Source organism: Natronomonas gomsonensis (assembly GCF_013391635.1).
GTDB lineage: Archaea > Halobacteriota > Halobacteria > Halobacteriales > Haloarculaceae > Natronomonas > Natronomonas gomsonensis_A.
The window spans coordinates 1,015,089-1,031,491 of the sequence record NZ_JACAWU010000002.1 but is presented as its reverse complement, the minus strand read 5'-3'; the positions used below and the strand labels follow the sequence as shown (position 1 = coordinate 1,031,491).

General features: G+C 64.7%; 17 protein-coding genes. 10 read left to right on the top strand and 7 right to left on the bottom strand.

The genetic code is table 11. From position 1 onward, the window contains the following. The first annotated feature begins 28 nt into the window (after positions 1 to 28). The 4 genes from HWX69_RS13865 (at position 29) to HWX69_RS13850 (ending at position 5,430) form a co-directional block, all read left to right on the top strand. On the top strand, positions 29 to 559 hold the full coding sequence (locus tag HWX69_RS13865) for a DUF5815 family protein (protein ID WP_178917665.1): 531 nt from the start codon (positions 29 to 31) through the stop codon (positions 557 to 559). A gap of 141 nt (positions 560 to 700) precedes the next feature. Then, positions 701 to 928 carry a hypothetical protein gene (locus HWX69_RS13860; RefSeq protein WP_156707186.1) on the top strand — a complete coding sequence of 76 codons (228 nt, stop codon included), beginning with the start codon at positions 701 to 703 and terminating at the stop codon, positions 926 to 928. 148 nt (positions 929 to 1,076) lie between these two features. Continuing rightward, the gene (gene carB, locus HWX69_RS13855; RefSeq protein ID WP_178917664.1) at positions 1,077 to 4,316 is read left to right on the top strand and encodes a carbamoyl-phosphate synthase large subunit; all 3,240 of its coding nucleotides are present in this window, start codon (positions 1,077 to 1,079) and stop codon (positions 4,314 to 4,316) included. A gap of 82 nt (positions 4,317 to 4,398) precedes the next feature. After that, on the top strand, positions 4,399 to 5,430 hold the full coding sequence (locus HWX69_RS13850; protein WP_178917663.1) for a hypothetical protein: 1,032 nt from the start codon (positions 4,399 to 4,401) through the stop codon (positions 5,428 to 5,430). 1 nt (position 5,431) lies between these two features. On the opposite strand, the gene HWX69_RS13845 is transcribed toward HWX69_RS13850, so the two are convergent. After that, positions 5,432 to 5,776 carry a Cdc6/Cdc18 family protein gene (locus HWX69_RS13845; RefSeq protein ID WP_178917662.1) on the bottom strand — a complete coding sequence of 115 codons (345 nt, stop codon included), beginning with the start codon at positions 5,774 to 5,776 and terminating at the stop codon, positions 5,432 to 5,434. A 95-nt stretch (positions 5,777 to 5,871) separates the two neighbouring features. Here HWX69_RS13845 and HWX69_RS13840 point away from each other — a divergent pair, with 95 nt between their 5' ends. Continuing rightward, a complete protein-coding gene (locus tag HWX69_RS13840) occupies positions 5,872 to 6,429 on the top strand; it encodes an HD domain-containing protein (RefSeq protein WP_178917661.1) in 558 nt (185 codons plus the stop codon). A gap of 54 nt (positions 6,430 to 6,483) precedes the next feature. Further along, on the top strand, positions 6,484 to 7,965 hold the full coding sequence (locus tag HWX69_RS13835) for a replication factor C large subunit (RefSeq protein ID WP_178917660.1): 1,482 nt from the start codon (positions 6,484 to 6,486) through the stop codon (positions 7,963 to 7,965). On the opposite strand, the gene HWX69_RS13830 is transcribed toward HWX69_RS13835, so the two are convergent. From HWX69_RS13830 to HWX69_RS13810, 5 genes are all read right to left on the bottom strand, one after another. Then, on the bottom strand, positions 7,966 to 8,979 hold the full coding sequence (locus tag HWX69_RS13830; RefSeq protein ID WP_178917659.1) for an amino acid ABC transporter permease: 1,014 nt from the start codon (positions 8,977 to 8,979) through the stop codon (positions 7,966 to 7,968). After that, the gene (locus HWX69_RS13825; protein ID WP_178917658.1) at positions 8,979 to 9,710 is read right to left on the bottom strand and encodes an amino acid ABC transporter ATP-binding protein; all 732 of its coding nucleotides are present in this window, start codon (positions 9,708 to 9,710) and stop codon (positions 8,979 to 8,981) included. Before HWX69_RS13825 ends, HWX69_RS13830 begins: the two co-directional genes overlap by 1 nt. Next, positions 9,707 to 10,423: an amino acid ABC transporter permease gene (locus tag HWX69_RS13820; protein ID WP_178917657.1), complete on the bottom strand. Its 717-nt coding sequence runs from the start codon at positions 10,421 to 10,423 to the stop codon at positions 9,707 to 9,709. The genes HWX69_RS13825 and HWX69_RS13820 overlap by 4 nt, the downstream gene beginning before the upstream one ends. 5 nt (positions 10,424 to 10,428) lie before the next feature. Further along, a complete protein-coding gene (locus tag HWX69_RS13815) occupies positions 10,429 to 11,262 on the bottom strand; it encodes a basic amino acid ABC transporter substrate-binding protein (RefSeq protein ID WP_178917656.1) in 834 nt (277 codons plus the stop codon). 260 nt (positions 11,263 to 11,522) lie between these two features. After that, on the bottom strand, positions 11,523 to 13,781 hold the full coding sequence (locus HWX69_RS13810; protein WP_178917655.1) for an NADP-dependent malic enzyme: 2,259 nt from the start codon (positions 13,779 to 13,781) through the stop codon (positions 11,523 to 11,525). A gap of 135 nt (positions 13,782 to 13,916) precedes the next feature. Between HWX69_RS13810 and HWX69_RS13805 the strand changes: the two genes are divergently transcribed. The 4 genes from HWX69_RS13805 to HWX69_RS13790 all read left to right on the top strand — a co-directional run bounded on the left by HWX69_RS13805 (position 13,917) and on the right by HWX69_RS13790 (position 16,189). Further along, complete coding sequence (locus HWX69_RS13805) at positions 13,917 to 14,753, top strand: COX15/CtaA family protein (protein WP_178917654.1); 837 nt, start codon at positions 13,917 to 13,919, stop codon at positions 14,751 to 14,753. 54 nt (positions 14,754 to 14,807) lie between these two features. Beyond that, positions 14,808 to 15,086, top strand: a complete 279-nt coding sequence (locus HWX69_RS13800; RefSeq protein ID WP_178917653.1) for a 4a-hydroxytetrahydrobiopterin dehydratase — start codon at positions 14,808 to 14,810, stop codon at positions 15,084 to 15,086. 5 nt (positions 15,087 to 15,091) lie between these two features. Further along, the gene (gene lwrS / locus HWX69_RS13795; RefSeq protein ID WP_178917652.1) at positions 15,092 to 15,490 is read left to right on the top strand and encodes an LWR-salt protein; all 399 of its coding nucleotides are present in this window, start codon (positions 15,092 to 15,094) and stop codon (positions 15,488 to 15,490) included. A 75-nt stretch (positions 15,491 to 15,565) separates the two neighbouring features. After that, positions 15,566 to 16,189: an HAD family hydrolase gene (locus tag HWX69_RS13790; RefSeq protein WP_178917651.1), complete on the top strand. Its 624-nt coding sequence runs from the start codon at positions 15,566 to 15,568 to the stop codon at positions 16,187 to 16,189. Here HWX69_RS13790 and HWX69_RS13785 read toward each other — a convergent pair. Further along, a complete protein-coding gene (locus HWX69_RS13785) occupies positions 16,186 to 16,392 on the bottom strand; it encodes a hypothetical protein (RefSeq protein ID WP_178917650.1) in 207 nt (68 codons plus the stop codon). The genes HWX69_RS13790 and HWX69_RS13785 overlap by 4 nt on opposite strands. Positions 16,393 to 16,403 lie beyond the last annotated feature (11 nt).

The window sequence follows — 16,403 nt, the reverse complement described above, 5'->3', positions numbered from 1 at the left end:
TAACCCCGCAGGCGACCGAGAGTGACCAATGGCAGAACCGCGCGTTCCGGGCGACGACCCGGGCACACTCGAGTTGGCGTGTGGCGAGACGGTTCACGCTCGGGACATCGACATGGGGATGCGCGACGTTTGCTGTGACTGCGGCGAGCACCACGCCGTCGTCGTCGACGTCCACCCCGTCTCCCGGTTCGTCCCCGAATCCATCGCCGAGGTGTTGCGCGAGACCATCGAAACCGCCGACGAGTTCCCCGAATTCGGCATCGCCCACGTGATGGGTATCGTTCTAGAGGAGTTCCCCGACGAGGTCGCCGTCGCCGACGTGAGCGAAGACGGCTCCGTCGGCTACGCCCTCGTGTGGGTGACCGATTTCGACTCCCGACGGCTCCACGAGACCGTCGTCGAGCTGCTCGTGGAGTTGATGGATCACGCCGCCAGCCACGGCGACAGCGACACCGCTTCGGCGTTCGAAGAACAGATGCTGGAGTTCGACGTCGAGGCGTTCGTCGAACAGTACCGCGAACAGCGGAACTTCGAGTCGGAAGTCGACACGCCGGTGTGACACCGCGTCACACGAATTCGATGTTCGATGTCTGACGAACGTCGGCGAGTCCATCCCTGCTCCGTCTTTCGGTTTTCGTCGTTCACTCGTCCGACGTTTGTCTGACGGGGTGTTATGGTATGTGGGCACATGTGTAAGAACATGCGCATACGCCGGGGTGAGTTCGAGCGCATCCGAACCGTGCTGTCGAAGGCCGACCCCGAGGAGCCGCTGACGGCCCGGGAGATACTCGACCTTCTTGAGGAGCACGGCGAGGAGTTCGACAGCGCTCACCAGGTTGCGACCGTTCTCGGCCGAGAGGCACAGGTCGGCGAAGTCGAGGTCATCGACGGCCAGCCCTATCGCTACCGACTCGGCGAAGTGAACTGAGTTTTCCTCCCGTCGCTGCTGTTTCACCTAGAGCGGCAGCGCTGGCGCCGCCTGCAACAAACCTCTTTCGATTCGAAATTCGTACTCGCGTTACGATATCCGCATTCTATCGCCGGGCTTATTACGATGTACGGATTGGGGTCGAGTAATGCCAGACGAGGACCGCACTATCCTGCTCATCGGCAGCGGACCCATTCAAATCGGACAGGCGGCCGAGTTCGACTACTCCGGCGCACAGGCGTGTCGGGCGCTCCAGGAGGAAGGCGCCCGGGTCGTCCTCGTCAACTCCAATCCGGCGACCATCATGACGGACCCCGAGATGGCCGACAAGGTGTACGTCGAACCCATCACCACCGAGGCCATCGCCGAGGTCATCCGCGAGGAGAAACCCGACGGCGTCATCGCCGGCCTCGGCGGCCAGACCGGCCTGAACGTCACCGCCGAACTCGCCGAGGAGGGCGTCCTCGAGGAACACGACGTCGAAATCATGGGGACGCCGCTGGACACCATCTACGCGACGGAGGACCGCCAACTGTTCCGCGAACGGATGCGGAATATCGGCGAACCCGTGTGTAGCTCAGCGACCATCGAGTCGATGGACGAAATCGAAGACGCCGTCGAGGAAGTCGGCGGTCTGCCGGTCATCGCCCGCACCGCCTACACCCTCGGTGGCTCGGGTTCCGGCGTCGTCGACGACATGGACGAACTGCGGGAAATCGCCCGCAAGGGCTTCCAGCTCTCCCGGAATCACGAAGTCCAGATCACCGAGTCCATCGCCGGCTGGGTCGAACTCGAATACGAGGTGATGCGGGACGCCGACGACTCCTGTATCATCATCTGCAACATGGAGAACATCGACCCGATGGGCATCCACACCGGCGAGTCGACGGTCGTCACGCCCAGTCAGGTCATCCCCGACGAGGCCCACCAGGAGATGCGCGACTCGGCGCTGAAGGTCATCCGCGAACTCGGTATCGAGGGCGGCTGTAACATCCAACACGCCTGGCGCGACGACGGCACGCCCTCCGGGGAGTACCGCGTCGTCGAGGTCAACCCCCGCGTCTCGCGGTCCTCGGCTTTGGCCTCGAAGGCGACCGGCTACCCCATCGCCCGCGTCACGGCGAAGGTCGCGATGGGCAAGCGCCTCCACGAAATCGACAACGAAATCACCGGCGAGACGACGGCGGCGTTCGAACCCGCAATCGACTACATCGTCACGAAGGTCCCACGGTGGCCGAAGGACAAGTTCTCCGACGTGGAGTTCGAACTCGGCCCGGCGATGAAATCGACGGGCGAGGCGATGTCTATCGGCCGAACGTTCGAGGAGTCGATGCTGAAGGCGCTGCGGTCCTCGGAGTACGACCCCGCTGTCGACTGGGCCGACGTGGGCGACGAGGAACTCGAAGAACAGTACCTCATCCGGCCGACGCCGGACCGTCCCTACGCCATCTTCGAGGCCTTCGACCGCGACTACACCGTCGAGAAAGTCGTCGAGTTGACGGGCATCTACGAGTGGTACGTCGAGCGGTTCAAGCGCATCGCTGATGCCGCCGACGCCGCACAAGACGGCGAGTTCCAGATCGCCGCCGATGCCGGCTTCACCAATCAGGAAGTCACCGCCATCGCCGGCGGCGAATTCAACGACACCCACGCCTCCTGGATACCCTCCGAGGTACAGGACGCAGAAGACGACGACGGCGAAGGTCGGCCGGTCGAAACCGACGGCGCAGGGGTGACAGTCGACGACGTGGAGAACGAAACCTCCAGTCGCACCTACAAGCAGGTCGACACCTGTGCCGGCGAGTTCCGTGCGTCGACGCCGTACTACTACTCCGCGCGTGAACCACCCACGGGACAGGGCGCAAGCGAGGTGCAGGTCGACCGCGACGTCGAGTCGGTCGTGGTCGTCGGCGGCGGCCCCATCCGTATCGGACAGGGCGTCGAGTTCGACTACTGTGCGGTCCACGCCGTGCGTGCGCTCCGCGAGGAGGGCATCGACGCCCACGTCGTCAACAACAACCCCGAGACGGTGTCGACGGACTACGACACCTCCGACGGGCTGTTCTTCGAACCCATCACGGCCGAAGAGGTGGCCGACATCGTCGAGGAGACCAACGCCGACGGCGTGATGGTCCAGTTCGGTGGTCAGACCTCCGTCAACGTCGGCGACCCACTCGAGAAGGAACTCGAACGCCGCGACCTCGACTGTGAAATCATGGGCACGTCCGTCGAGGCGATGGACCTCGCGGAGGACCGCGACCGGTTCAACGTCCTGATGGACGAACTCGGCATCAGCCAGCCGAAGGGCGGTACGGCGACCAGCGAACAAGAGGCCCTCGAGTTGGCCCACGACATCGGCTATCCTGTCCTCGTCCGCCCCTCCTACGTGCTGGGCGGCCGCGCGATGGACGTGGTGTACTCCGACGAGGAACTGAAGGAGTACATCGAGGAGGCGGTTCGCGTCGCCCCCGACAAGCCCATCCTCGTCGACGAGTTCCTCGCCGACGCCGTCGAACTCGACGTCGACGCAGTAGCGGATGGCGAGGACGTGCTCATCGGCGGCATCATGGAACACGTCGAGGCCGCCGGCGTCCACTCCGGTGACTCGGCGTGTATGATTCCGCCGCGGTCGCTGTCCCAGGAGACGCTCGAACGCGTCCGCGAGGTGGCACTCGACATCGCTCGCGCGCTCGACACCGTCGGCCTGCTGAACGTCCAACTCGCCGTCCGCGACGGCGAGGTGTACGTCCTCGAGGCCAATCCCCGTTCGTCCCGTACCGTCCCGTTCGTCTCGAAGGCCACGGGCGTCCCCATCGCCAAACTCGCGGCGAAGGTGATGGCTGGCCAGTCGCTGGACGAACTCCAGGCCCACGAGCAGATTCCCGAACACGTCTCCGTGAAGGAGGTCGTCCTGCCGTTCGACCGCCTACCGGGCAGCGACCCCCGTCTCGGCCCCGAGATGAAATCCACCGGCGAGGTCATGGGAACGGCACGCTCCTTCGGGAAGGCGTACCTGAAGGCCCAATCGTCGACCGGCAAACCCATCCCCACCGAGGGGACTGCCGTCGTCGACCTCGAAACCCTGCGCGGGATGTCTCAGAAGAACGAGGACATCTCCGACGTGCGCGAGGGCGCCGAACGCAACTTCGAGGTCCATGAGAAAGACGACTTCGAGGACCTCGAACAGGCCATCCGTGACGGCGAGATAGACGTCATCTTCTCGCGGGACCGCGACGTTCTGGAGGTCGCCGTCGAGGAGACGGTGACCTACTTCTCGACGGTTCCGAGCGCCCGTGCGGCGCTGGAGGCCATCGAGACGAAGGACGAACCGCTGGACGTGATGGCGCTGTCGGAGCGGCCGACCGAGCGCCGCAACTGGGGCGAGTGACGCCTCGGCGTGCGACGCGGTAACTAAACCCCGCGTTTGTGTCTTCTGAAGGCCTTTAGGTTCGGCTTCCGTCACCTCGGATATGCCCTTCGAGCCATCGCGGCGGCGGTTCCTCGTCGGCGCCCTCGCCGCCGGCACGACCGCCCTCGCGGGCTGTTCTACGTTCGGTGGTGCCAGACGAACGCTCAAGAGCCGCCCCGAGGCTGGTGCCGACCCAGTCGAGTTGTTCACGTGGCGGCCAGCGTCCAACGCCGTCCACTACGACGAGAGCGACGCCGAACGCCTCGCGGAGGAGTTACGCGAGACCGGTTCGGTCGAATCAATCGAGATTCCGCTGGTCGAGGAACGACCCAGCGGCGAGGACGGCTACCGCCCGGCCTACACCGAAGTCGACGGTTCCTACCACCGCGTTCGTGTCGAGGCCGAACCGGCCACACTAGAGCGGTGGGTCGTCTGGATGGAGCCGCTCGATGAACTCCCCGCGGGTGTCGACTACACGACGACGCCGCGGGATGGACTCTCGGAGTCGGACGCCGAAATAGTCGACGACGCCATCGCCGAGGCCCACGTCTCGGTGCTGGAAGAACGCGACCACGAGGCCCAACGGGCGTACCGCCGGGGAACCGTCTTCTTCGAGCCGCTGGACCCCGAGAACAGCGACCTCGTTCCCGACCCACCGTTCGAGTACGCCCTCGTCGAACCGGATTCGGAGTTCGGTCCCGAGGAACTCGCCGTTCGACTCCACGTCGAGCGAGAGGCCGTCGAGACGACGCGGTACACCCACACCCTCGATTCCGTCGCGGACGGGCGGTCGGCACTGGTCGACCACGTCGAATCCGAACACGTCGTCGCCACCGTCGAGAGCGACTCGCTCTCGGAGGCGGAACGGGATCTCTTCGAGGAGTCGACGGCGATAACGGGATACCACGAGGAAGGCGCCCCATCTGAGGCCTTCGAGTCGGTGCTCTCGACGCTTTCGGCGGATGACCTGTCGCTTCCCGAGGGGCGGGAGGTCGCGAGTTGGCTCCGGTTCTACCGACGTGACGGCGACTACTTCGAGTCGCGGATTCGAATCAGCGACACGTCGCTCGTCGATATCGAACTCGGCGGCTGACTCACTCCAACAGCGGTGCGATTCGCTCGTCGCTTCGAAGCGCCGACCGCACCGCCTCGGGGTCGCTCGTCAGCGAATATTCGAGTCGGCCCTTGCCGACGGGCGAGTGGCTGTCGGGTGAGGACTCCTCGACGAACTCGGATTCGACCAGCGCGTTGAGCGCGCGCATCACGTCGGCTTCGGTGAGGTGGCCGGCCGCATCGGTGTCCGTCTTATCGATTCGCTCTGTGGCCAACTCGCGTATCTCCGCGGAGTTCGCTGGCGTCGCCCCCTCGGTCGAGAGGTCGGCCAAACAACAGAGGATGATTCGCTGGGCGAGTGTCGTCCCGTCGATGTCGTCGACCATACAGGGTGATTCGGCACGCACCGCATAAGTCCTGCCCACGACTGGTGTCGGACGGGTTCCACAGCGTTTAGCGGCCTGCCCGTCGTCGTGGTGGTATGGAGATCGAGGACGTCTTCCCCGAAATCGAGAGTATCGACGACGACACCCTCCGAACTGGCGTCGCCTCGGCGTGGACCACTGCGGCCGGCATCAACGGACTCGACGTCGAGGACCTCCCCGACGTGCCGTGGTTTCCGCCGGCTCAACGCGAGTTGGACATCGAGGCGGACGAGGCCTCACTCGTCGAGCACGTCCGTGACGTGACCTCGTGTGCGGTCGGGCTCGCCGAGTCGCTGCTCGCCCGCGATTCGGACCTCGACATCGACCTCGATGTCGTCATCGCGGGCGCGCTCGTCCACGACGTCTCGAAACCCTACGAGTTCGACGGGATGGAGACGACCGAAGTCGGCGACCTGTTGGGACATCCCCACTACGGCGTGGCGGTCGTCTCCCGTGCCAACCTCCCGGTCGAAATCGCCCACATCGTCCTTGCCCATTCCTCGCGGACGACGGTCGAACCGGCGACGCTGGAGGCCGAAATCGTCCGACGGGCCGACGAGGTGGCGGCCGCGGGGATTCGCTCGAAGGCCGTCGACGACCTCCGAGAGGCGTAGGGCGATGTCGGTCGCTCCGCAATCACTTTACCCGCCACGAACCTCCCTCCGATAATGAGTGATTGGACGGAAAAGTACCGCCCTTCGACGCTGTCGGAGGTCCGCGGGAACGACAAGGCCCGCGACGCGCTGAAGGAGTGGGCCGAAACGTGGGACGACCACGGCGAGGCGGTCGTCATCCATGGCTCGCCGGGCGTCGGGAAGACCTCGGCGGCCCACGCCCTGGCCAACGACATGGGGTGGCCGGTGATGGAGCTGAACGCCTCGAACTCCCGGACGAAAGACGAAATCGACCGCGTGGCGGGGCGGGCGGCCTCGAATACGACGCTCGGTGGCTCCCGACAACTCATCATCTTAGACGAGGCCGACAACCTCCACCAGCACAAGGACCGCGGCGGCGCGGCGGCGATGACGCGACTGGTGAAAAACGCCACCCAACCCATCGTCCTCATCGCCAACGACTACTACGAGATGTCGTCGGGGCTCCGGAGCGCCTGCCGCGACATCGAGTTCCGCGACATCTCCTCGCGCTCTATCGTCCCCGTCCTCCGGGATATCTGCCGACAGGAGAACGTCGCCTTCGAGGAATCGGTGCTGAAGGGCATCGCCGAGCAGAACCGCGGTGACCTTCGAGGCGCCATCAAGGACCTCCAATCACGGGAACGCGACGGCGAGATACGCCCCGAGGGCGAGGAAAGCGACCGCGACAAGACGGTCGACATCTTCTCGTTTCTCGATGCCGTGCTGAAAGAGGAGTCCGCCGAAGACGCCCTCCAGACGGCCTACTCGGTCGACGAGACACCCGACGACTTACTGCAGTGGATAGAGGACAAGGTGCCCAAGGTGTACGAGGGTGACGAACTCGCCGACGCCTACGAACACCTCGCCGACGCCGACGTGTGGCTCGGTCGGGTTCGTGCGACCCAGAACTACAGTTACTGGCGCTACGCCACCGACAACGTCGCCGCGGGCGTCGCGGCGGTCAGACGGTCCGACCGCGGTGGCTGGACCCGATACGGTGGCGCGCCGTATCGGTCCTCGCGAGACTCGACGCGGGACTACATCGCCCGGAAAATCGCCGAAACGGCCGGCGTTTCGACGGCGACCGCTCGCCGGGAAATCATGCCATATCTCGCGGCGATGACCCACCACTGTCGGAACCGCGACCTCACGGTTCGGATGGTCGCTCGCTACGACCTCGATGCCGAACACGTCTCCTTCATCACCGGGTCGGGAAAGACGACCAACAAGGTGCAGGGAATCGTCGAGGACGCCGAAGAACTACTCGAACAGGAGGCCGTCGACCACTCCGGGGGCGCCTTCGCCCAACTGGAATCGGCGGCCGAAAACGGCGACGACGAAACAGTGTCCGAAGACGGCAGCGAAAGCAGCGGCACGCTCGCCGACTTCGGCAGTTCGGAGCCCTCGGACGACGGCACCGAAAGCGACGATGAAGACGCCGAGCGGACCACCGAGGAACGCGCCGAAGCCGCCGAAGATGACGACGGACAGGCCGGTCTCTCGGATTTCATGTAGTCAGCGGGATGACGACCCCAGTCCGGGAATCGCCACCGCGTCTTCGAGTTTCGACATCGCGAGTGCCGTCGTCAACACCAAGGCGAGATAGAACAGCGCGGCGATGACGTAGATATCGGTGAACTGGAAGGTGTCGGAGCCGATGTTTCGGGCCTGCCGGAACAGTTCCGGGACGGTGATGAAGGCCGCCAGCGAGGAGTACTTGATGAGGTAGACGAACTCGTTGGTCCACCCGGGGATGGCAAAGCGCAGTCCCTGTGGGAGGACGACGTGTCTGATGCCGTCGAGTTTCGAGAGGCCGACGGCCCGCGCGGCTGTCAGTTGGCCCGCGTCGACCGACTGCAGTGCGGACCTGATGTACTCCGATTGGTACGCCGAGGAGTTGATGGTGAAGCCGATTATCGCGACGAGAATCGACGCGCGCGGAATCGCGCCCTCACCGACGAACTCGAAGCCGTTGAAGAAGCTCGCAAGTGGCAGCCCGAAGTACAGGAAAAACAGCTGTGCGAGCAGCGGCGTCCCGCGGATGAGTTCGGTGTAGACGAGCGAGATTCCCGAGAGAATCGGCCCGCCGTACACCCGAGCGACCGACAGCGGCACGGCGATGACCAGCCCGAACAGCATCGAGAGGATGGTGAGATACACCGTGATGAACGCCCCGGAGGCGAGTGCGGGTTCGGTCGTCGTCGCAAAGGCTGCGAGTTCGAACGGCCACGCTGCCCACCCGACGAGGAACTCGAGGGGGCCGAAGGCACTCTGGACGCTCAGGATGGCTTCCGCGACGGATTCGAATGGCGCTGCTGGAAGCCACGGCTCCTGTTGGCGGTAGCCCAGCTCCGAGCGGATGAGGTCCGGAAAGCCCAACGCGGTGAACAGGCGGTCCAACAGCGTGTTGTGGTAGGCCCACCGGGCGAGCAGCCACGTCCAGAAGACGGCCCCGACTGCGATGACGACCAGTCGCTTGCGCCCCGGAATCTCGCCGACCGTCGACCCTCTGACTTCCGTCTCGCTCATCAGTGGAGGTCGGTCAGTTCACTGAGGAACTGTCTCGTGCGGTCGTGTTCGGGGGTATCGAACAGCTGTTCGGGCGGGCCGCGCTCGACGATTCGGCCCTCATCGAGGAACGTCAGCGTCGACGCCGCCGAGCGAGCAAAGCCCATCTCGTGGGTGACACACAGCATCGTCATCCCGCCCTCGGCGAGGTCGCGCATCACTTCCAGCACCTCCCCGATGAGTTCGGGGTCGAGTGCGCTCGTCGGTTCGTCGAAGAGGATGAGTTCGGGGTCCATCGCTAGCGCGCGGGCGATGCCGACGCGCTGTTTCTGGCCGCCGGAAAGTTCCGCCGGGTAGGAATCGGCTTGTTCAGCGAGGCCGACGCGACCGAGGTAGTCGTCGGCCTTCGCTCGGGCCTCCTCCTTCGACAGTCCCAGCACCTCGGTCAACCCGAGCGTGACGTTGCCTCGGGCGGTGCGGTGGGCAAAGAGGTTGAAGTCCTGAAACACCATGCCGACGCGGCGCCGAAGGTCGTTTTCGTCGATACCGTGAATCTCCTCGCCGTCGAGGAAGATGGCGCCGTCGTCGATTTCGGTGAGTCGATTGACACACCGGAGCATCGTCGATTTCCCCGAGCCGCTGGGGCCGACGATGACCTCGACGTCCTGGCGGTCCATCTCGAAACTCACGTCGTGCAGTACCTCCTCGTCGCCGTAGGATTTGTCGACGTTCTCGACGCGTAGTAGACTCATTCGTTGCCTCCGGGTGTCGCGTACACGGATTCGATGTAATCGAGCGAACGGTTCGTCGTGAAGGTGAGCACGAAGTAGATGGCGCTGATGGTGATGATGACCTCCATCACTGCGGTGCCTCGTCCCGGCTGGAGATAGAGGTTCTCCGCCCGGGTCAGCAGCTCTGCCAGTCCGATGGCGAAGGCGACGCTCGTGTCCTTGAGAACGATGGTGAACTCGTTTTGGAACCCTGGTACCGAGCGCCGAAGCGCCTGTGGGAAGACGACACGGCGGATGGCCTGCAGTTTCGTCATTCCGACCGAGCGTGCGGCCTCCATCTGGCCCTCGTCGATGGACTGGATGGCGCCGCGGAACACCTGTCCCTGGTAGGCGGCGCTCCGGAGGCCCAATGCAAGCGTCGCGGCGAGGAAGGTGCTCATCCGGATGTCGAGGGCCTCGATTCGGCCGATTTCAGGAATCGGTAATCCGAAATAAAACAGGACGATGAGCACGACGATTGGCGTCCCGCGCAGGACGACGCCGACGGTGCTGACGATGTCCTCCAGCCATCCGGAGCCGTACACCTCGATGGCGCCGGCCGGAAAGCCGGCGAGGAAGCCGAGGCCGAGGCTCGTCACCGTCAACAGCACGGTGACGACCGTACCGACCAGCAGGTACGACCCGTTCGAGGCGATGAACGCCCAGTCGCCGGCCTGCAGGAACACCGGGTCCATCTATCTCACTCGAAGTACTCGGCGACGAGGTCCTCGTAGGTGCCGTCCTCGCGAATCTCGGCGAGTGCGTCGTTGATGTCGCCGATGCGGTCGTCGTCCTGTCGCATCCCAAGACCGTACTCCTCGCCGGTCTCGATGACGAAGGCGACCTCGACCGACCGGCTGTCGGCGAAGTTGTTCGCGACCGGCACGTCGATGATGATGGCGTCGACGTTGCCGTTCTCGAGGTCCTCGACCGCCAGCGTGTAGTTGTCGTACTGGCGGTAGTCGTCGCCGTCGACGACGCCCTCCTCGATGAGCCGTTCGGCTTCCGCGGCGCCGGTCGTCCCGGATTGGGCTCCGATGACCTGGCCTTCGAGGTCGGACTCGCCTTCGGGTGCGAAATCGCCGTCGGAAGAGACCAACACGGACTGATTGGCCTCGTAGTAGGGGTTCGAGAACGCGATTTGCTCCGACCGCTCGTCGGTAATCGTCATCGCGGCCGCGACGAGGTCGATGTCGCCGCCGGTCAACGACGGGATGAGCGAGTCGAATTCGATGTCGACCCAGTCGCCGACTTCGTAGCCGGCGCGGGTAATCGCCTCCTCGGCGAGGTCGACGTCGAAGCCGACCAACTCCCCGTCTTGGGTGTACTCGAACGGCGGGAACCCGGAGGCGGTCCCCGGAACGATTACGTCGTTGCCGTCGCCGTTTCCGTTCCCGTTTCCATTGCCGTTCCCATTGCCGTTGCCGTTGCCGTTCCCACCGTTGCCGAGACAACCCGCAACCGCTGCGGTCGTCCCCGCTGCTCCGACCGTCTTCAGATACGCACGACGGTCCATGCTGAACTTGCGTGCCATACCCCGATTGTCGGGGGAATCGGGTTTCAACGTTTCGACGGGCGACTGCCGTACTGTTACCACGTTTCACGGAGAAAGCGGACAGTTGTCCAGACCGAGGCGGTTACTGACCGTTTGACTGTGCGTCGACGACCGCCACACCGGCCAGATTGACGATCTCCTCAACTTCCACCTTTTTCCGCCTCGGGGATCGCTTCGCTCCCCACTCGGCGCAAAAACGTGGGCGAAAAAGGCCGACCGCTCCCGACGGTCCCGGTCGGCTACTGTCCGTTGGACTGTGCGTCGACGACCGCAACGCCGGCCAGATTGACGATGTCTTTGACTTCGTCGCCCCGCTGGAGGACGTGGACCGGCTTGTCCATGCCGACGAGCATCGGGCCGATGGCCTCGGCACCGCCCAGCCGTTGGAGCAGTTTGTACGCGATGTTGCCGGCTTCGAGGTTCGGGAAGACCAGCACGTTCGCTGGCTCGTCCAACTCCGAGAAGGAGTAATCGCCCGTCAGCATCTCCTCGACGACCGCCGTGTCGGCCTGCATCTCACCGTCGACCGGGAAGTCGGCCTCGGGGTCCTCGTGGAGCATCTTCGCGGCGTTTCGCGGCTTGCTGGTCCCCTCGTTTCGGACGCTGCCGAAATCGGAGTACGACAACAGCGCCGCCCGCGGTTCGACGTTGAACCGGCGGGCGAGTTTCGCGGTCTGTTTCGTGATTTCGGCGAGGACGTCCTCGTCGGGCGATTGGTTGACGGTGGCGTCGGCGACGAAGACGACGCGGTTTTTAAACGTCAGCATGTACACCCCTGCCGCGTAGTCGGCCTCGGGGTCCGTACCGATGACCTGCAGCGGCGGGCGAAGCGCCGAGGGGTAGTGGTGCATGAGGCCGGTGAGCATCGCGTCGGCGTCGCCCATCTCGACCATCACGCTGCCGAGGTAGTTGCCGTCCTCGATGAGTTCGTCGGCCTCGCGTCTGGTGACGCCCTTCCGCTGGCGGAGTTCGTACAGTCGCTCGGCGTACGGCGCGAGGTTGCCCTCTTCGGGGTCGACGATTTCGGGGTCGAAATCGAGGCCGAGCCGTTCGGCGTGCTCCCAGATTTCCTCGCGGTCGCCGATGAGAACCGGTTCGGCGATGCCCTGGTCGACGAGCTGGTGGGCTGCACGCACCATCTTCTCGTCGTCGCCCTCGGCGAGGACGAGTCGCTTCGGGTCGCTTTTGGCCTTGTTCAGCACCACGCGCATCATCTCGCGGGACTTCCCGAGTCGTGCCTCCAACCGCTCGGCGTACTTCTGGAGGTCGAGTTCCTTCCGGGCACATCCGCTGTCCATCGCCGCCTTCGCCACTGCCGGGGCAACCTCGAAGAGGACCCGTGGGTCCAGCGGTTTGGGGATGATGTAGTTGGGGCCGAATTGCAGTGGTTGGTCGCCGTAGGCTTTGACGACGGCGTCGGGCACGTCCTGTTGGGCCAACTCGGCGAGCGCCTCGGCGGCGGCGACCTTCATCGCCTCGTTGATTTCCGTCGCCCGCACGTCCAGCGCCCCGCGGAAGATGAAGGGGAACCCGAGGACGTTGTTGACCTGGTTCGGATAGTCGGAGCGACCCGTCGCCATGATGACCGTGTCGTCGCGGGCGTTCTTCGCCGCCTCGTAACCGATTTCCGGGTCGGGGTTCGCCATCGCGAAGATGATGGGGTCGGCCGCCATCGACTGGACCATCTCCTCGGAGACCAATCCGCCGACGGACAGGCCGACGAACACGTCGGCACCCTCCATCGCATCCGCGAGGTCGCCTGCGGGACGGTCCTGTGCGAACTCCTGTTTGAACTCGTTTACGTCGCCGGCTTCGGCGCGTTCCTCGGTGATGATGCCCGAGGAGTCACACATCGTGATGTTGTCGCGGTCGGCGCCCAGAGAGACGTAGAAGCGGGCGGTAGCGAGCGCGGACGCGCCGGCCCCGGAGAAGACGATTTCGACCTCCGAGAGGTCTTTGTCGGCGATTTCGGCGGCGTTCAGCAGTGCGGCCCCCGAAATGATTGCCGTCCCGTGTTGGTCGTCGTGGAAGACGGGGATGTCCATCTCTTTTCGGAGCGTCTTTTCGATTTCGAAACACTCCGGCGCCTTGATGTCCTCGAGGTTGATGCCGCCGAAGGTGGGCTCCATCGCCTTCACGGACGTGATTATCTCCTTGGGGTCGTGTTGGTCCAACTCGATGTCGAAGACGTCGATGTCGGCGAAACGCTTGAACAGCACGCCCTTCCCCTCCATCACCGGCTTCGATGCCTGCGCGCCGATGTCGCCCAATCCGAGCACAGCGGTGCCGTTCGAGATGACGCCCACCATGTTCCCCTTCGTCGTGTAGGTGAACGCTCGCTCGGAGTCCTCGGCGATTTCGTTACACGGCGCGGCAACGCCGGGTGAGTACGCAAGCGAGAGGTCCCGTTGCGTGTTCGTCGGCTTCGTCGTCGATATCTCGATTTTCCCCGGCGGCTCCCGCCGGTGATACTCGAGTGAATCCTCGTCCAGTCCCATACTGGTACCCCGTCGACTGGCCTCAAAAAGCTACCCAAGCCGAGGAGTTCGGCAGACGTTGCCCCAACCGGTCGTCGGCTCCCGCCAGCGTCCGGTTTCGGGGGGTATATACTCCCGTAGTACCGAACGTCGATTATGGACTTCCGTCGGCTGTTGCTCGTCACGACCGTCACGACGGCGCTCACGGCACTCGTCGGGGTCATCACGGCCACGTCCGGGGCCGGACTGACCTGTGAAGCCCGGTGGCCGCTGTGCGACGGCGCCGTCTTCGGGCTGTTCCCGGCGAACTTCATGTCGTTCATCGAGTGGTCCCACCGACTGGTGGCGATGATAACCGGCTTCCTCATCATCGGCTCTACGATTGCGGCGTGGCGCGGTGGTCACTCACGACGGATTCGCCTCGCCACCCTCGCCGCGATGCTGTTGACGCCGGTGCAAATCGTCTTCGGGGCGTTCACCGTCCTCGTAAACGAGTTGGTGTTCGGCTACTCCATCGTCGTGTTGACGCTGCACTTCACGTTCGCGTCGCTCATCCTCGCGTTCCTCGTCGGCGCGACGGTGTGGGCCTACGCCGACGTGTCCGAGGTGACCTTCGAGAAGATTCAGACCGCCGCGACCGCTGCACTCCTGGGCTTTCCCGTGATGGTCGGCCTCACCCCGCGACTGTTCGTCGCCTTCGGCGAAATCGCACAGTTCGTCTACTACGGCCTCGGCTTCGCGATGTTCGCCGCACTGTGTCTCGTCGCGCTGTGGAGTCGGGAACTCGGCGCCCGGGCCGTCGCCTACGCGGGCGGGGTCGGCGCTGCACTCGTGGTCTCCCAACTCGTCGTCGCTCGCCGCGCGTTCGGCAACGACGGCCAACTGTTGATTCTCGGTCTCTCGTTTGTCGCCTTCGGACTGACGCTCGCGGCGATTCGGCGCACCCGAGCCCTCGGTGCCCGCTCGACGGCCGCCGCACCGGCCGGCGACTGACCGGCCCCTCGCTGCTCGCGTAGTTTTATCGGGTCACGGACCGACTACTCACCCATGAGTGACCTGCTATCCGACGAGGAAATCGAGCGTCGACTACCGGAGGGCTGGGAACGTGACGGCGACAAAATCGTCCGCACCTTCGAGTTCGACTCGTATCTCGAAGGCGTCGGCTTCGCCGCAGGGGCGGGCGGCCTCGCCGAGGAGGCGTTCCACCACCCCGAGATGACCGTCGGCTGGCGGGAGGTGGAGGTCCGACTGACGACCCACGACGCCGGCGGCATCACCGAAAACGACACCGACCTCGCCGCGCGGTTCAACGAACTCGCGGACTGAGACCGATGAGCGACCCACAGGACGTGGGCGATGCGGAGTACGTCTTCGCCGTTCGGCTTCGACTCTCGCCGTCGGACCCGACGGTCCGACTCGACCCCGCGACCGTCGAGACGACGCTTTTCAAGCGGGCAGCGCCGCCTGGCGAGGACGGCTGGCTGTTTTTCAGAGATAACCTCTGGCGGGGCGAGGTGAACGACCACGGCCACATGTGTGAACTGGCCGAGGAGATGCTCGGGACGGATGTCGAGTCGGTCGAGTTTCGGGAACTCGGGACTGACGACGCGTACTACGAGGCCCTTCAGGACGCCATCGCGGCGGACCTCGAGTTGTTCAACGCAGACGACGTACCCGAGGTCCTCACGAAGTATCTCGGCTCCCGAATCCACGTTCGGGACAGAGAGTAGCCTCCGCCGGCGTCGGCATCAGCAACCAACCGCCTCCAGAAAGCACTTATTCGGTACTCACCTACGCTGGAACCCATGAGCGTCCCGTCCTACGACCACTGGGTGTTCGACCTCGACGGCACCCTCGTCGACGTAGAACCTGGATACGTCCACGACGTGTTCGACCGCGTCGGCGACCGCGTCGGCCACGATTTCTCCGAGCGGGAGGCCGAGGCGGTGTGGCACGGCTTGGGCGGCGTTCGCAACGACCAACTCTCCGAGTGGGGCGTCGACGTCGAGACGTTCTGGGAGGTGTATCACGAGGAGGAAGACCCCGAGGCCCGTGCCGACGCAACCTATCTTTACGACGACGCCGAGGTGGTCGGGAACCTCGATTCGCCGACGGTGCTCGTCACGCACTGTCAGGAGTACCTCACCGACCCGGTGTTGGAGGCGCTCGACATCGGCGACTGGTTCGATGCGGTCGTCTGCTGTACCGAGGAGACCGGCTGGAAACCGGACCCGGAACCCGTCCACATGGCGCTGTCGTCGGTCGGCGCCGACGGCGACGGCGTCCTCGTCGGCGACGGCCCCCACGACGTGGGAGCAGCGTGGAACGCCGGCCTAGACGGCGCACACGTCGAACGCCACGGCCACGACCGACGTGGCCTGTGTGTCGTCGGCGACCACCGCGTCGACCGCGTCGACGACCTCGTCTAGTCGTACAGTTCGTCGTCGAGCGGCAACTCGAAGTCGCCCTCTTCGACGCTCTCGACGGCCGCGTCGACTTCGAGCGCTTCGCCGCACTCCGGACAGGCGAGTGCCAGCGTCACGTGAACGCCGTCGTCGCCTTCGTAAATCTCCAACACGTCGGTGTCGCCCGGATACAGATACTCGGCATCGAGTTCGTGGTCACAGGACATACCGAATCATG

Excerpts from the sequence above, each read along its gene's own strand:
- HWX69_RS13865 (WP_178917665.1), top strand. The coding sequence starts at position 29 with ATGGCAGAACCGCGCGTTCCGGGCGACGACCCGGGCACACTCGAGTTG.
- HWX69_RS13860 (WP_156707186.1), top strand. The coding sequence starts at position 701 with ATGCGCATACGCCGGGGTGAGTTCGAGCGCATCCGAACCGTGCTGTCG.
- carB (WP_178917664.1), top strand. The coding sequence starts at position 1,077 with ATGCCAGACGAGGACCGCACTATCCTGCTCATCGGCAGCGGACCCATT.
- HWX69_RS13850 (WP_178917663.1), top strand. The coding sequence starts at position 4,399 with ATGCCCTTCGAGCCATCGCGGCGGCGGTTCCTCGTCGGCGCCCTCGCC.
- HWX69_RS13845 (WP_178917662.1), bottom strand. The coding sequence starts at position 5,776 with ATGGTCGACGACATCGACGGGACGACACTCGCCCAGCGAATCATCCTC.
- HWX69_RS13840 (WP_178917661.1), top strand. The coding sequence starts at position 5,872 with ATGGAGATCGAGGACGTCTTCCCCGAAATCGAGAGTATCGACGACGAC.
- HWX69_RS13835 (WP_178917660.1), top strand. The coding sequence starts at position 6,484 with ATGAGTGATTGGACGGAAAAGTACCGCCCTTCGACGCTGTCGGAGGTC.
- HWX69_RS13830 (WP_178917659.1), bottom strand. The coding sequence starts at position 8,979 with ATGAGCGAGACGGAAGTCAGAGGGTCGACGGTCGGCGAGATTCCGGGG.
- HWX69_RS13825 (WP_178917658.1), bottom strand. The coding sequence starts at position 9,710 with ATGAGTCTACTACGCGTCGAGAACGTCGACAAATCCTACGGCGACGAG.
- HWX69_RS13820 (WP_178917657.1), bottom strand. The coding sequence starts at position 10,423 with ATGGACCCGGTGTTCCTGCAGGCCGGCGACTGGGCGTTCATCGCCTCG.
- HWX69_RS13815 (WP_178917656.1), bottom strand. The coding sequence starts at position 11,262 with ATGGCACGCAAGTTCAGCATGGACCGTCGTGCGTATCTGAAGACGGTC.
- HWX69_RS13810 (WP_178917655.1), bottom strand. The coding sequence starts at position 13,781 with ATGGGACTGGACGAGGATTCACTCGAGTATCACCGGCGGGAGCCGCCG.
- HWX69_RS13805 (WP_178917654.1), top strand. The coding sequence starts at position 13,917 with ATGGACTTCCGTCGGCTGTTGCTCGTCACGACCGTCACGACGGCGCTC.
- HWX69_RS13800 (WP_178917653.1), top strand. The coding sequence starts at position 14,808 with ATGAGTGACCTGCTATCCGACGAGGAAATCGAGCGTCGACTACCGGAG.
- lwrS (WP_178917652.1), top strand. The coding sequence starts at position 15,092 with ATGAGCGACCCACAGGACGTGGGCGATGCGGAGTACGTCTTCGCCGTT.
- HWX69_RS13790 (WP_178917651.1), top strand. The coding sequence starts at position 15,566 with ATGAGCGTCCCGTCCTACGACCACTGGGTGTTCGACCTCGACGGCACC.
- HWX69_RS13785 (WP_178917650.1), bottom strand. The coding sequence starts at position 16,392 with ATGTCCTGTGACCACGAACTCGATGCCGAGTATCTGTATCCGGGCGAC.